This window comes from Allorhizobium borbori, assembly GCF_014196535.1.
In the GTDB taxonomy this organism is placed as follows: Bacteria; Pseudomonadota; Alphaproteobacteria; order Rhizobiales; family Rhizobiaceae; genus Ectorhizobium; species Ectorhizobium borbori.
Genome location: NZ_JACIDU010000005.1, coordinates 64,421 through 80,125 on the forward strand (window position 1 = coordinate 64,421; position 15,705 = coordinate 80,125).

The 15,705-nt window shown below is 62.3% G+C and carries 11 protein-coding genes and 1 pseudogene; all 12 read left to right on the forward strand.

What is annotated here, in order from left to right:
* The first annotated feature begins 231 nt into the window (after window positions 1-231).
* Window positions 232-2,976 carry a nitrate/nitrite transporter gene (locus tag GGQ66_RS07625; protein WP_183791094.1) on the forward strand — a complete coding sequence of 915 codons (2,745 nt, stop codon included), beginning with the start codon at window positions 232-234 and terminating at the stop codon, window positions 2,974-2,976.
* 17 nt (window positions 2,977-2,993) lie between these two features.
* Complete coding sequence (locus GGQ66_RS07630) at window positions 2,994-6,752, forward strand: nitrate reductase subunit alpha (protein ID WP_183791096.1); 3,759 nt, start codon at window positions 2,994-2,996, stop codon at window positions 6,750-6,752.
* Window positions 6,749-8,287, forward strand: a complete 1,539-nt coding sequence (gene narH, locus GGQ66_RS07635) for a nitrate reductase subunit beta (protein ID WP_183791098.1) — start codon at window positions 6,749-6,751, stop codon at window positions 8,285-8,287. The genes GGQ66_RS07630 and narH overlap by 4 nt, the downstream gene beginning before the upstream one ends.
* Window positions 8,287-9,000 carry a nitrate reductase molybdenum cofactor assembly chaperone gene (gene narJ / locus GGQ66_RS07640; protein WP_183791100.1) on the forward strand — a complete coding sequence of 238 codons (714 nt, stop codon included), beginning with the start codon at window positions 8,287-8,289 and terminating at the stop codon, window positions 8,998-9,000. Before narH ends, narJ begins: the two co-directional genes overlap by 1 nt.
* 11 nt (window positions 9,001-9,011) lie before the next feature.
* On the forward strand, window positions 9,012-9,728 hold the full coding sequence (narI, locus tag GGQ66_RS07645) for a respiratory nitrate reductase subunit gamma (RefSeq protein WP_183791102.1): 717 nt from the start codon (window positions 9,012-9,014) through the stop codon (window positions 9,726-9,728).
* Between the two features lie 4 nt (window positions 9,729-9,732).
* Window positions 9,733-10,650, forward strand: a complete 918-nt coding sequence (locus GGQ66_RS07650) for a peptidylprolyl isomerase (RefSeq protein WP_183791104.1) — start codon at window positions 9,733-9,735, stop codon at window positions 10,648-10,650.
* Between the two features lie 112 nt (window positions 10,651-10,762).
* Window positions 10,763-11,434, forward strand: coding sequence for a carbonate dehydratase (gene can / locus GGQ66_RS07655; RefSeq protein ID WP_183791106.1), 672 nt, complete (start codon window positions 10,763-10,765; stop codon window positions 11,432-11,434).
* Window positions 11,418-12,707, forward strand: coding sequence for a molybdopterin molybdotransferase MoeA (locus GGQ66_RS07660; RefSeq protein WP_183791108.1), 1,290 nt, complete (start codon window positions 11,418-11,420; stop codon window positions 12,705-12,707). Before can ends, GGQ66_RS07660 begins: the two co-directional genes overlap by 17 nt.
* On the forward strand, window positions 12,704-13,252 hold the full coding sequence (locus GGQ66_RS07665; protein WP_183791110.1) for a DUF2478 domain-containing protein: 549 nt from the start codon (window positions 12,704-12,706) through the stop codon (window positions 13,250-13,252). Before GGQ66_RS07660 ends, GGQ66_RS07665 begins: the two co-directional genes overlap by 4 nt.
* Entirely contained in the window at window positions 13,242-14,279 is a 1,038-nt protein-coding gene (moaA, locus tag GGQ66_RS07670) for a GTP 3',8-cyclase MoaA (RefSeq protein WP_183791112.1), read from the forward strand. Before GGQ66_RS07665 ends, moaA begins: the two co-directional genes overlap by 11 nt.
* A gap of 2 nt (window positions 14,280-14,281) precedes the next feature.
* Window positions 14,282-14,803, forward strand: coding sequence for a molybdopterin adenylyltransferase (mog, locus tag GGQ66_RS07675; protein WP_183791114.1), 522 nt, complete (start codon window positions 14,282-14,284; stop codon window positions 14,801-14,803).
* Window positions 14,804-15,066: 263 nt separating this feature from the next.
* A pseudogene (locus GGQ66_RS07680) lies at window positions 15,067-15,612 on the forward strand (IS110 family transposase); the annotation flags it as partial.
* Window positions 15,613-15,705 lie beyond the last annotated feature (93 nt).

A 15,705-nucleotide genomic window follows, 5' to 3' on the forward strand; every position in this document is an offset into this window, starting at 1 on the left:
GTGGATCCTGCCTCGTTGCCGCGGATATCATTCCATGAGACGAAAAATGTCAAATGGACAGTCAACATAAGTAAAAACGAGGCGCGAAATAAGTAAGGATGAAATACTTCCAAAGACAAATGAGAAAAACATCGTAAAACAGCAATGCTGTTGACCCAGATCAATAAAAACAATCCGCGACTGGTCTCATATTGTTTGCAAATACGTGTAATCCGAACCAGGAGCATGGTTATGCCAAACGCATTGGATGGCAATCCGCAGGGGCAGAAGACGGCTTTGGCGATGAGTACCGTCGCCTTCACTGTCTGTTTCGCCGTATGGACGATCTTTGCAATCATAGGCATCCAGATCCGCCAGGATCTAGGCCTCTCTGAAACCCAGTTTGGCCTGCTGGTCGGCACGCCGATCCTTACCGGCTCGCTGATTCGCGTCGTGCTCGGCATCTGGACGGACCGGTACGGGGGCCGGGTGGTCTTCGTCGCCACCATGCTGGCGGCCGCCCTGGCGACCTTCTTCCTGACCTTCGCCACGACCTATCCGCAGATGCTGATCGCAGCGCTCGGCGTGGGGATCGCCGGCGGATCCTTCGCCGTCGGCGTGGCCTATGTGTCGCGCTGGTATCCGCCGGAAAAGCAGGGCACGGCGCTTGGCATCTTCGGCGCTGGCAATGTCGGTTCGGCCGTCACCAAGTTCTTCGCCCCGCTGGTGCTCGTCGCCTTCGGGTGGCACGCCGTGGCGCAGGTCTGGGCCGGCGCGCTCGTGGTCATGGCGATCGTTTTCTGGTTCGCCACCAAGGATGATCCGGTCCTCGTCGAACGTCGCCGCACGGGCGAAAAGCCCAAGAGCACCTGGATGGAGCTCGAGCCGCTCAAGAACGTTCAGGTCTGGCGCTTCTCGCTCTACTATTTCTTCGTTTTCGGCGGCTTTGTCGCGCTCGCGCTGTGGCTGCCGCAATACCTGATCAAGGTCTATAACGTCGATATCCGCTCGGCCGGCATGATCGCCGCCTTCTTCTCCGTCCCCGCCAGTCTGTTTCGCGCCTATGGCGGACATCTTTCGGATGTCTACGGCGCGCGCCGGGTCATGTACTGGACCTTCCTCGTTTCGATTGTCGCGACCTTCATCCTGTCCTATCCTCCGACCGACTACGTCGTTCAGGGCGTGAACGGCCCGATTGCATTCCATGCGGAAATGGGTGTCGTCGGCTTTACGGTCACGATCTTCATCCTCGGCTTTTTCATGGCGCTCGGCAAGGCCGCGGTGTTCAAACACATTCCGGTCTACTACCCCGGCAATGTCGGCTCGGTCGGCGGGCTGGTGGGCATGATCGGCGGTCTTGGTGGCTTCATTCTGCCAATCGTGTTTGGCGTGCTCCTCGATCTGACGGGACTTTGGACGAGCTGTTTCATGCTTCTGTTCCTGATCGTGCTCGGCTCGCTGACATGGATGCATATCTCCGTCCGTCAGATGGAGCAGGAAGTCGCCGGCGAGAAGCTCGGCGAACTGCCGCCTTTCCCGGAAATGCAGGGCATGGAAAAGCGCAGCCGCAAGGCGGCCAAGGAAAGCACTTCCGTGCTGACCGACTGGCGTCCGGAAGACAAGGTCTTCTGGGGGGAGAAGGGTCGCAAGATCGCACGCCGCAACCTGTGGCTCTCGATCCCGGCATTGCTCCTGTCCTTCGCTATCTGGCAGGTCTGGTCGGTCGTCGTTGCCAAGCTGCCGCTGGTCGGCTTCACCTTCACCACCGACCAGTTGTTCTGGCTGGCGGCGCTGCCGGGGCTTTCGGGCGCAACGCTCAGGATCTTCTACTCCTTCATGGTGCCGGTCTTCGGAGGGCGCCTGTGGACGACGCTCACCACCTGGTCGCTGATCATCCCGGCGCTCGGTATCGGCTATGCAGTACAGAACCCCGACACGCCCTATGCGATCCTGCTGCTTCTGGCGCTGCTCTGCGGCTTCGGCGGCGGTAACTTCGCCTCGTCGATGGCCAACATCTCCTTCTTCTTCCCCAAGGCGGAGAAGGGCAATGCGCTGGCCCTCAATGCCGGTCTCGGCAACCTCGGCGTCAGCGTCGTGCAGTTCGTGGTGCCGCTTACGATCACCGCGGGCATCTTCGGCGGCCTTGGCGGCGACCCGGCCATGGTCAAGTCCGCGACGGGCGAGGCCCCTCTCTGGCTGCAGAATGCCGGCTTCTTCTTCGTGCCCTTCATCATCCTTGCTGCGCTCGGCAACTGGTTTGGCATGAACGACATTGCATCCGCCAAGGCCTCGTTCGCCGAACAGGCCGTGATCTTCCAGCGCAAGCACAACTGGATCATGTGCTGGCTCTACACGGGCACGTTCGGTTCCTTCATCGGCTATTCCGCAGGCTTCCCGCTTTTGACCAAGACGTTGTTCCCGGACGTCAATGTGCTGCAGTTCGCCTTCCTCGGTCCGCTGGTCGGCGCGCTGTCGCGCTCCGGCACAGGCTGGCTCGCCGACAAGTACGGCGGCGCGCGGGTCACCTTCTGGGCCTTCGTCCTGATGATGATCGGCGTCTCCGGCGTGTTGTGGTTCATCGGCGTCAAGGAACAGCCGAATGCCTTCTGGGGCTTCTTCGCCTCCTTCCTGCTGCTGTTCTTCGCAACCGGCGTCGGCAATGCGTCCACCTTCCAGATGATCCCGGCGATCATGGGCAAGGAAATGGGACGACTGATGCCGAAGGCAACGCCGGAGCAGTGCCGCCTGCAGGCCGAGAAGGAATCGGCGGCCATCACCGGCTTCACCTCGGCGATCGCCGCCTTCGGGGCCTTCTTCATCCCCAAGGGTTACGGCACCTCGATCGCCATGACCGGCGGGCCGGAAGCGGCACTCTGGGCCTTCCTGATCTTCTACGTCACCTGCCTGGCCATCACCTGGGCCGTCTACACCCGCAAGGGCGGACTGCTCCATGACGTCGAGCGAGGTCGGGCCAGCCCGGCCGCAGCCACAGCCTGAATTTGGAGGACAACACCATGAGCCATCTCCTCGATCGCCTGAACTTCCTGGCGCGCAAGAATGCCGATACCTTCTCGGACGGCCACGGCGTCACCACGACCGAGAACCGGGACTGGGAGGACGCCTATCGCAAGCGCTGGCAGCACGACAAGATCGTGCGCTCTACGCACGGCGTGAACTGCACGGGTTCCTGTTCGTGGAAAATTTATGTCAAGGGTGGGATCGTCACTTGGGAAACTCAACAGACCGACTATCCCCGCACCCGGCCGGACCTTCCCAACCATGAACCGCGCGGCTGTGCGCGTGGCGCCAGCTACAGCTGGTACATGTACTCGGCCAACCGGGTGAAATATCCGCTGATCCGCTCGCGCCTTCTCAAGCTGTGGCGCAAGGAACGCGCCATAAAGACGCCGATCGGCGCCTGGGCGGCGATCCAGGAAAACCCGGAAAAGCGCGCCGACTATATGAAAATGCGTGGCCTCGGCGGCTTCGTGCGCGCCACCTGGGACGAGGTCAACGAGATCATCGCCGCAGCGAACGCCTATACGGTCAAGACCTATGGTCCGGACCGGGTGGTCGGGTTCTCGCCGATCCCGGCCATGTCCATGGTCTCCTATGCGGCCGGTTCGCGCTACCTGTCGCTGCTCGGCGGGGTCTGTCTGTCCTTCTACGACTGGTACTGCGATCTGCCGCCGGCCTCGCCGATGACCTGGGGCGAGCAGACCGACGTTCCGGAATCGGCCGACTGGTACAATTCCGGCTTCCTGATCCTGTGGGGCTCCAACGTTCCCCAGACCCGCACGCCCGACGCCCATTTCTACACCGAGGCGCGCTACAAGGGCGCCAAGTCGGTCGTGGTGTCACCCGACTATTCGGAAGCGGCGAAATTCTCCGATCTCTGGCTGCATCCGAAACAGGGCACCGACGCGGCACTCGCCATGGCGATGGGGCATGTCATCCTGCGCGAATTCCATCTCGACCGGCAGGCCGACTATTTCGAGGACTACTGTCGCCGCTATACCGACATGCCGATGCTGGTCAAACTGGTCGGCAAGGACGGTCATTACATCGCCGATCGCTTCGTCCGTGCCTCCGACTTCACCGGCGCGCTCGACGAGACCAACAATCCGGAATGGAAGACGGTCGCGGTCGATGCGAGGACCAAACAGTTCGTCTCGCCGGGCGGCTCGATCGGCTATCGCTGGGGCGAGCAGGGCAAGTGGAACCTCGAGGCGAAGGACGGCAAGGGCGCCGACGTCGAACTCGCCATGAGCTTCATCCTCGACGGCGACCACGACACGGTCGCCAATGTCGGCTTCCCCTATTTCGGCAACCGCGAGCACGATTACTTCGAAGGGACCGACCATGCGAGCGTGCTGGTGCGCAAGGTGCCGGCCCGCAAGGTCAAGCTCGCCGACGGCGAGGTGCTGGTGGCGACCGTGTTCGACCTGTTCGTCGCCAATTACGGCCTCGATCGCGGGCTCGACGATCCGAACTCGGCCAAGTCCTACCAGGAAAACCTGCCCTATACGCCGGCCTGGGCCGAGAAGATCACCGGCGTTCCGCGCGACCAGATCATCGCGGTCGCGCGCGAATTCGCCAGCAATGCCGAAAAGACCAATGGCCGCTCCATGGTCATCCTCGGTGCCGGTCTGAACCACTGGTACCACATGGACATGAACTATCGCGGCATCATCAACATGCTGGTGATGTGCGGTTGCGTCGGCCAGTCCGGCGGCGGGTGGAGCCATTATGTCGGACAGGAGAAGCTTCGGCCGCAGACCGGCTGGACAGCGCTCGCCTTCGCGCTCGACTGGCACCGGCCGCCACGCCACATGAACGGCACCTCGTTCTTCTACGCCCACACCGACCAGTGGCGCTACGAGACGCTGAAGGTCGACGAGATCCTCTCGCCGACCGCGCCGGAAGGACCCTGGGACGCGACGCTGATCGACTACAACATTCGCGCCGAGCGCATGGGCTGGCTGCCGTCGGCGCCGCAGCTCAAGACCAATCCGCTGAAGGTGTCGAAGGATGCGGCCGCCGCCGGCAAGGAAGCCAAGGACTATGTCGCCGAGCAGCTGAAGGCCGGCACGCTGTCCATGTCCTGCGAGGACCCCGACGACAAGGCCAACTGGCCGCGCAACCTCTTCGTCTGGCGCTCCAACCTGCTCGGCTCGTCGGGCAAGGGGCACGAGTATTTCCTCAAGCACCTGCTCGGCACCAAGCACGGCGTGCTCGGCAAGGATCTCGGCGAGGAAGGGCGCCAGGCCACCAGGGAAGCCGTCTGGCATGAAGAGGCGCCGGAAGGAAAACTCGATCTTCTGGTCACGCTCGACTTCCGCATGTCGACCACCTGCGTCTATTCCGACATCGTGCTTCCGACGGCCACCTGGTACGAGAAGAACGACCTCAACACGTCCGACATGCATCCGTTCATCCACCCGCTGTCGAGTGCGGCGGATCCGGCCTGGGATGCACGCAGCGACTGGGACATCTTCAAGGGCATTGCCAGGAAATTCTCCGAAGTGGCGCCCGAAGTCCTCGGCGTGGAGAAGGACGTCGTCCTCGTGCCGACGCTGCACGACACGGCGGGCGAACTCGCCCAGCCCTTCGACGTCAAGGACTGGAAGAAGGGCGAGATCGAGCCCATTCCCGGCAGGACCATGCCGACGGTCGCGGTCATCGAGCGCGACTATCCCAACCTCTACAAGAAGTTCACTTCGGTCGGCACGCTGCTCGACACGATCGGCAATGGCGGCAAGGGCATCGCCTGGAACACCGGGCACGAGGTCGACCTGCTCGCCCGCCTGAACGGCGTGGTACAGGAGGAGGGCGTCACCAGGGGCCGGCCGCGGATCGAGAGCGACATCGACGCGACCGAGGTCATCCTGTCGCTCGCCCCGGAAACCAACGGCGAAGTCGCCGTGAAGGCCTGGGCGGCGCTGTCGAAGTTCACCGGTCGCGACCACACCCACCTCGCCATCCCGAAGGAGGACGAGAAGATCCGCTTCCGCGACGTGGTCGCCCAGCCGCGCAAGATCATCTCCTCGCCGACCTGGTCAGGTCTGGAATCGGAGAAGGTCTGCTACAATGCCGGCTATACAAACGTGCACGAACTGATCCCGTGGCGCACGCTGACCGGCCGCCAGCAGCTCTATCAGGATCACTTGTGGATGCGGGCCTTCGGCGAAGGTTTCTGCGTCTACCGGCCGCCGATCGACACCAAGACGGTCAATCCGGCGATCGAGGCCAAGTCGGACGGCAAGCCGCATCTGGTGCTGAACTTCATCACGCCGCATCAGAAGTGGGGCATCCACTCCACCTATAGCGACAACCTGATGATGCTGACGCTCAATCGCGGCGGCCCGGTGGTGTGGATTTCCGAGCCCGACGCCAAGCGGGCCGGCCTTGCCGACAATGACTGGGTCGAGGTCTACAACGCCAACGGCGCCATCGTCGCCCGGGCGGTGGTCTCGCAGCGCATGAAGGACGGGACGATCTTCATGTATCACGCCCAGGAAAAGATCGTGAACACGCCCGGTTCGCCGATCACCGGCCAGCGCGGCGGCATCCACAATTCGGTCACCCGCGTCATCACCAAGCCGACCCACATGATCGGCGGCTACGCCCATCAGTCCTACGGCTTCAACTATTACGGCACGGTCGGCGCCAACCGCGACGAATTCGTCGTGGTGCGCAAGCTCGACACGGTGGACTGGCTGGAAGGGCCGCACACCGAAAGCGTCGCATACAACAAGGAGGCGGCAGAATGAAAATCCGCGCGCAGATTGGCATGGTCCTGAACCTCGACAAGTGCATCGGGTGTCACACCTGCTCGGTCACCTGCAAGAACGTCTGGACCAATCGCGAGGGCGTCGAATACGCCTGGTTCAACAATGTTGAGACCAAGCCCGGCATCGGTTTCCCGAAGGAATGGGAGAACCAGAAGAAGTGGAACGGCGGCTGGGTGAGGAAGTCGAACGGCAAGATCGAGCCGAAGATGGGTGCCAAGTGGCGCATCCTCGCCAAGATCTTCGCCAATCCCGACCTGCCGGAAATCGACGACTACTACGAACCCTTCGACTTCGACTACGGCCACCTGCAGACGGCCGGCGAAAGTCGCGCCATGCCGACGGCGCGGCCGCGCTCGATGATCACGGGCGAGCGCATGGAGAAGATCGAATGGGGCCCGAACTGGGAGGAAATCCTCGGCGGCGAGTTCGACAAGCGCTCGAAGGACTATAATTTCGAAGGCATCCAGAAGGAGATCTACGGCCAATTCGAGAACACCTTCATGATGTACCTGCCGAGGCTGTGCGAGCACTGCCTCAACCCGACCTGTGCGGCGGCCTGCCCGTCGGGGGCGATCTACAAGCGCGAGGATGACGGCATCGTCCTGATCGACCAGGAAAAATGCCGGGGCTGGCGCATGTGCGTCTCCGGCTGTCCCTACAAGAAGATCTACTACAACTGGAGCTCGGGCAAATCCGAGAAGTGCATCTTCTGCTATCCTCGCATCGAGGCCGGCCATCCGACCGTTTGCTCGGAAACCTGCGTCGGGCGCATCCGCTATCTCGGCGTCATCCTTTACGATGCCGACCGGATCTCGGAGGCCGCATCCACGGCGAATGAGCAGGACCTATACGAGGAACAGCTCAAAATCTTCCTCGATCCCAACGATCCTGCCGTCATCGAGCAGGCGCGCAAGGATGGCATTCCGGATGCCTGGCTGGAAGCGGCGAAACGGTCGCCGGTCTACAAGATGGCGATGGACTGGAAGATCGCTTTCCCGCTCCACCCGGAATACCGCACGCTGCCGATGGTCTGGTACATCCCGCCGCTTTCGCCGCTGCAGTCGGCGGCCCAATCGGGCAAGCTCGGCATGGACGGTCCGCTGCCGGATGTCCGGTCGCTGCGCATCCCGGTTCGCTATCTCGCCAACCTGCTGACGGCGGGCAAGGAGGCCCCCGTGGTCTCGGCGCTGGAGCGCATGCTCGCCATGCGCGCCTACATGCGCGCCAAGACGATCGACGGGGTCATCGACACGTCGATCGCCGCCAAGGTCGGCATGAGTGCCGAGATGATCGAGGAAATGTATCACATCATGGCGATCGCCAACTACGAGGACCGCTTCGTCATTCCGACCACGCATCGCGAGGTGACCGAGGACGCCTATGACGTTCGTGGCTCCTGTGGCTTCTCCTTCGGCAATGGCTGCTCGGGCGGCACGTCGGACAGCGACCTCTTCGGTGCCAAGCGCCGCAAGGTGGTCCAGACCCCGACCGATCTCTTCAAGGAGCGCGTCTGATGCACAAGGCACTGAAAGCAATATCGTTGTTGCTCAGCTATCCGACCGAGGAACTCATCGCGGGGGCGCCGGAGCTCAAGACGGCGCTTGACGCTGATGACGCGATCTCCCGGGAGGTCAGGCTGCTGCTTGGCCGCCTGATCGACGATCTCGCTGGACAGGACCTCTACGACGCTCAGGAGCGCTACGTGTACCTGTTCGACCGTAGCCGGTCGCTCTCGCTGAACCTGTTCGAGCACGTGCATGGCGAAAGCCGCGACCGTGGGCAGGCCATGGTCGACCTGAAGACCATGTACGAGGACCAGGGCTTCGAAATCGACGCAAAGGAATTGCCGGACTATCTGCCGCTGTTCCTCGAATTCCTTGCTACCCTGACAACGGAAGAGGTCGATGACCTCCTCGCCCAGACCGGCCATATCACGGCGGCGATCGGCGAGCGGCTGCGGAAACGGGAATCGATCTATTCCAACGCCTTTGCTGCTCTCGGCCTCGTGTCGAAAAGCAAGCCGGACCAGAAGCTCCTGAAGGAGCTTCTGGACGGCGCCGAGGACGATCCGAACGACCTCGAAGCGATGGACCGCATCTGGGAGGACGAGGTCGTCACTTTCGGTGGCAATGCGGGTGACAACAGCTGCGGCCCTGACCGGCTGCGCACACAGATGAGGGCGGCGGCGCGCAAGCCGAACGATCCCTTGAACACGATACCGGTTTAGGAGGGCAGGACATGTCTGACTTTTTCAATTCACTCTTGTTCGGCATCTACCCATACATCGCGCTCGTGGTGCTGATCCTCGGCTCGATCATCCGCTATGACCGCGAGCCCTACACCTGGCGCTCGGGGTCGAGTCAGCTCTTGCGTCGCAGACAGCTAATCTGGGGCTCGGTACTCTTCCATCTCGGCGTGCTGTTCATCTTCGCAGGCCACTTAGTCGGCCTGCTGACGCCGATCGTGATCTTCGACACGCTTGGCATCAGCCACAGCGCCAAACAGACGCTGGCGGTGGTTGCCGGCGGCATTGCCGGTACCATGGCGATCGTCGGCGCGACGTTTCTCGTCCATCGCCGGCTATTCGATCCGCGCGTGAGGGCATCGTCGAGCACGACCGACACGCTGATCATCATCCTGCTTTGGGTCCAGCTCTTCCTTGGGCTCTCGACCATCCCGACCTCGCTTGCCCATCTCGACGGCCATGAAATGGTGAAGTTTATGAACTGGGCCCAGGGTATCTTCACCTTCAACCCGGAAGCAGCCTCCTACGTCGCCGACGCGGCGCTGGTGTTCAAGCTGCACCTCTTCCTCGGCCTGACGATCTTCCTGCTCTTCCCGTTCACCCGGCTGGTTCACATGCTGAGCGCGCCGGTGCGCTATCTCTGGCGCCCGGGCTATCAGGTCGTGCGGCAGCGGAACGGCAGTTCCGTCAATCGCGCTCCGGCGGAGTAAGCCCATGGTCACGCTCTGCAACAATACGGACAAGGGTTCGACCGCTTCCGAAGTATCCGGGAAGAAGGACAGCTATTCGACCTACCAGGAACCGGATACCCGCATTCCGCCCAAGGCCCGCCCGGTACTCGACGCTGTGTCAGTCAACGGCGTGGAAATCGTCGAAAGCGAGATCCTCGCCGAGGCGCAGAACCATCCGGCAGAAAACCCGGGGGCGGCACTTCTGGCGGCCGCAAGGGCGCTAGTCGTGCGTGAACTCCTTCTGCAACGGGCGGTCGAACTGAACCTTGCGCCTGTGCGAGAGGAAACGGCGGATGGGCGTCATGAAACCGACGAGGACGCAGCCATCCGGATGCTGATCGAGAGAGAGGTGGCTGTTCCATCGGCCACGGCGGAGGAATGCCTGCGTTTCTACGAGAACAACCGGGCGAAATTCCGCAGCGAACCGATCTTCGAGGCAAGCCATATCCTGATCGCCGCCGATCCAGCGGACGCGCGCGCCCGCGATGCGGCCCGCAACGACGCGGCGCGGCTGGCGGCGGTGTTGATGGAGCATCCGAGCGAGTTTGCAACAATGGCGCGAACCCATTCGGCCTGTCCCTCGGCCGCACAGGGCGGCAATCTCGGCCAGCTGACCCGTGGCAGCACGGTTGCGGAGTTCGAGCGTTGCCTTGCCCGGATGGAAGAGGGCCAGATTACCTCCGCACCGGTCGAAAGCCGGTTCGGCTTCCACATCATCCGGCTGGAACGGCGGATCGATGGTGACCAACTGCCGTTCGACTTCGTGCAGGGCCGGATCGCCGGTTGGCTCGAAGCCTCCGCCTGGTCGAAAGCCGTGTCGCAGTTCATCGCCATCCTGGCCGCCGATGCCACCATCACCGGGATCGAGGTGCTCGGTGCCGACGGACCGTTGATGCAGTGACGCAATGGCGATGACGCAAATGCGTGGCAAGGCGAAGCGGGCAAGGCCCCTGCATGTTTCGCCAAACCTTGCCGCGCATCCCGGAAGGGACGTCATGCCCCGGAGTAACGTGATGCTTTCTGATCTCTTCGACCACAATGTCCGCTGGGCGGCGGCGAAACGCACGGAAGACCCCGATTATTTCGACAGGCTGTCGGCCCTGCAGAGGCCGGAATATTTGTGGATCGGCTGCTCCGACAGCCGGGTTCCCGCCAATGTCATCACCGGGCTCAAGCCCGGCGAGGTCTTCGTCCATCGCAATGTCGCGAACCTCGTCCACCGGGCCGACCTCAACCTGCTGTCGGTGGTGGAATTTGCCGTGGAGACCCTCGAGGTCAAGCACATCATCGTCTGCGGGCACTATGGCTGCGGCGGGATCCGCTCCGCCATGGATGGGCAGCGGCACGGCATCATCGATCACTGGCTGCAGCCGATCCGCGACGTGGCGGAAGCGAACTGCGCGGAGCTAGCGGGGATTGACGAGACGGAAGAGAAGCTGAATCGGCTCTGCGAACTGACGGTCGCCTCGCAGGTGGCCAGTCTGTCGCAGACACCGATCCTGCAATCAGCCTGGAAGCGGGGGCGTCCGCTCATGATCCACGGCTGGATCTATGGCCTGAAGGATGGTCTGCTCCGCGACCTTAAATGCGATTGCGACAGAAGCATCGCGGCGTTTCGATGCGACGAGGCGAACGCGCCGCGCTTTGCGCGAGATGGAAAGGTGCCTCATGCCTGTCAATCCTAGAGCCGCCCGCAACTGTGACGTTCAGCCGTCCGGCTCAAACCTGATGTCCGTGGAGACAGCTATCGAAGTCGCGGTCGGAATGGCAAAGCCGATCACCGGGGCGCAAGAGGTCGCCCTCCGGTTCGCCCGAGGCCGGATACTCGCGGCGGATCTGCACGCGCCACAGGCCATGCCGGCTTTCGATAATTCCGCCATGGACGGCTTCGCAGTGCGACTTCAGGATATTCCGGGAACGGGACCTTGGCGATTGCCGGTCACGGGCACGATCGCGGCCGGCTCTGCCCTGGGGCTGGCCGGAGCTGTTGTCGGCGCGGCCTTGCGTATCTTCACCGGCGCGCCGGTTCCCGCGCTCTGTGATGCCGTGGTGATGCAGGAAAACTGCGACGATCAGGGCGAACACGTCCTGATTTTTAGCCGCCCGGCGATGGGCGAGAACATACGTCGCGCGGGCGAGGACATCGGCGCCGGCGCCCTTCTTGCAAGCCGCGGCACGATAATCGAGGCACGCCATGTCGGGCTTCTCGCGGGCAATGGCCATGCTTCGGTTCAGGTGAGACGTCGCCCGCGGATCGCAGTGCTGTCCACCGGCGATGAACTTGTCGATGCGGGCAAGGGCAACGCAAGGATCCATGACGCCAATCGGCCCATGCTGCTTGCATTGTGCGAAGGGCTCGGTGCGGAGGTCACGGATCTCGGCATCTGTGCCGACGATCTAGGTGCCATCACCGGACTGCTGCGCGCGAACGCGACGCAATTTGACATGATCCTCACCTCGGGCGCGGCTTCGGTTGGAGGCCGGGACTTCGTTCGACCGGCCCTTCAGGCGGCCGGCGGGTCCGTGGAAGCCTGCCGGGTGGCCCTGAAGCCCGGAAAGCCTGTCTTTTTCGGTCGACTCGGCGATGCCTTGCTGACCGGGCTGCCCGGCAATCCGCTGTCGGCCTATACGGGATTCCAGCTCTTTGTCGCCCGGCAGATTGCCGCGATGCTGGGCTTTTCGCGAGGTGAAATGTCGGTCGAGAAGGCAGTGGCCGGCTTCGGCTGGAAGCGGAAGGCAGGTCGCGCGGAATATCTGCCGGCGCGTATCGTCGCGCATGATGCTTCCGGACGCCCGATCGTCGAGCGCCTCGGCCACGGCGGCTCCGCCTCGTTGATGCCGCTTTCCCAGGCCGACGGCGTCGCCGTTCTCGATGCGTCGTCAATCGAAGGCGCATGCGGTACGCCCATTCCCTGGTTCCCCTTTTGCAGGCGCGAATTCGCTTGGAGGAGCATATGATCGATTTCGCTATACCGCTCCAGGCCGCCATTCGGGTCGAAAAGGACCGGCCGGTCGACGATATCTTCGGGGCGGTGGCCGAGCTGTTGCGGGCCGAAGGGCTGGTTGTCGCCGGCTTCCTTCAATGGGAACGCACTGACGACGGCGCGTGCTGCGGCCGGATCGAGCTGGAGGATCTGGCCAGCGGTGAGCGGCATGTGATATCGCAGGCGCTGGGTCCGAGTGCGCGCGGTTGCCGGCTCGATCCGCAGGCCCTGGCCGACGTGGCTGGGCGCCTCCTGTCCGGTCTGGAGAACGATCCGGATCTCTTGATCCTCAACCGCTTCGGCAAAGGCGAGGCCGAGGGGCAGGGCTTTCGTGCCGTGATGGAGGAGGCCTGCGCGCGGGGCATTCCGGTGCTGATCGCGGTGCGGGAAAGCTATGTCGAGGCCTGGGAGCGGTTTGCGGGAGATCTCGGGCTCCTCCTTCCACCCGACCGGGGCCTGGTTGTCGACTGGGTCCGTCGGGCGGTTGCGGCGGCCGGGAGACTTCGCGATGCGGCATGAACAGCATATCGCGACCGGCACGGAAGCACCACAGTCTCCCCTGGTCGATCGGTTCGGCCGGCAGGTCACCTATCTTCGGCTTTCAGTGACGGATCGCTGCGATCTCCGCTGCACCTACTGCATGGCCGAACACATGACATTCCTGCCGCGCCAGGATGTCCTGTCCCTGGAGGAGCTGTACCGGCTGGCTCGAGTCTTCATCCGTGGGGGCGTGCGCAAGATCCGGTTGACGGGCGGAGAGCCGCTGGTGCGCAAGAATATCCTTCAGCTGTTCAGTCTGCTCGCGCCGCATCTCGACGGCGGCGAGCTCGATGAGGTGACGCTGACCACTAACGGCACGCTGCTCTCGCGTTATGCCGAAGCCCTGTTTGCAACAGGTGTGCGCCGCGTCAACGTCTCGCTCGACAGTCTCGATGCCGGCAGATATGCACGGATAACCCGGTGGGGCCGGCTGGATTCGGTTCTGAAGGGTATCGACGCAGCGCTTTCCGCCGGTCTCAAGGTCAAACTCAACGCGGTTGCCATGCGGGGTGACTTCGAAAGCGAAGTGGACGATCTCATCGGCTTCGCGCATGGGCGAGGCATGGACCTCACGTTGATCGAGGAGATGCCGCTTGGGCAGACCGGACACGATCGCAGCCAGAGCTTCCTGCCCCTTGATCATCTGCGCCGGTCGATTGGCGGGCGGTGGACGCTTGTTCCGATCGATGATCGGACCGGAGGTCCGGCCCGCTATGTTCGCGTTGCCGAAACCGGCGGGCGGCTCGGCTTCATCACGCCGCTATCATGCGATTTCTGTGCAAGCTGCAATCGGGTGCGGGTGAGCTGCACCGGCGATCTCTTCACCTGCATGGGGAGCGAGGGGATGGTCGGGCTTCGCCAGGCGTTGCGCGGCGAGGATCCGGAGGCAACCATTGGTGGCCTGATCCGGGATGCGCTTGGTCGCAAGCCGAAGGGACATTCGTTCGAAATCTCGCGCCAAGCCGTCAGCGGTATCGCGCGCCATATGTCGGTTCTAGGAGGATAGAAATGCAGATTGCCATCGTTACCGTATCGGATCGCGCCAGCTGCGGAGAATATGACGATCTATCGGGTCCATTGATCGAGACATGGCTGGCGCGCGCGATCACGTCGCCCTACAAGCTGACGAAGCGGATCATCCCGGATGGATTCGTCTCCGTTCGCGATGAACTGATCGATCTCTGCGACCAGCATCGCTTCGACCTGATCCTGACGACTGGAGGCACGGGCCCGGCAGCACGGGACGAAACGCCGGAAGCCATGCGGGCAGTACTGATCAAGGAGCTACCGGGCTTCGGCGAGCTGCTGCGCCGCGTCAGCCTGGACCAGACGCCGACGGCCATCCTGTCGCGCCAGACGGCCGGGACAAGAGGACATTCGCTGATCATCAACCTACCGGGCAATCCGGCCTCGATCCAGGTCTGCCTAGACACCATATTCTCGGCGGTGCCCTACTGTCTCGATTTGATCGGAGCCGGTCGGATCGAGACGGATCCGAATATCATCAAGGCTCACCGACCGGCACGATAGGGCTTTGCGGTCTTGTCGAGCGGTTCGGTGTTGACTCAATCGTTACCAAGCAGTGCTCTCCAATCAGTGCGACAAATATTGATTTTTCGATCCCCCGCACCGGAAGTTCCATAAATCATATTACGCCATATTCTCTAAAGCGTTGGCAGATTCCATTTTCAAATGCAACGAGGACAATAATCGCCATGGTTTCAGATGCTATGAGGGCGGACACCGGCCGACCCTCGAGTCATAATGCGGCGTCCTCAATTAGGGAGCCGATCATGTCATTTACTAGTGATACTATCCTTGTTGCGCTCGAACTCAGTAATTCTCTGTGGCTTGTCGGAACCCGACAGGCGGGTGCCCGGGTCAGCCAAATGCACCGTGTTAGTGCCGGCGATACAGCTATGCTGATGCGCTTACTGGATGAACTGCAGGCAAGCGGGCGAGGCCAAGGTACCCCGTCGCCCATTGCTGTTTGCTTCGAGGCGGGACGCGATGGGTTCTGGCTGCACCGTCTGCTGACAGCCCAAGGTATTACAGCGTATGTGGTGGAACCGACAAGCATTCTGGTGAACCGAAGGGCGAAACGGGCAAAGACCGATCGTCTCGATGCTGAAGGAATGTTGCGTGTTCTCGCCGCCTATATCGCCGGAGACACCCAGATATGCAGCATGGTGCAGGTGCCCACTCCCGATGAGGAGGATGGCAAAAGGGTGCACAGGGAGCGAGAATATCTTGTGCAGGAGCAAACGCGGATCGAAAATCGCATATCTGCTCTCCTTGTCACCCAAGGTATCCGTTCGCGGCCATCACTGCGTAGCTGGGGTCAGAACAAGAGCAGTCCGAAATCGTACGCTAAGGACGAACGGAATGAGAACTTACGCGGCGTTCCTTAGCCTAGCCGGAAAGCGGAGCGA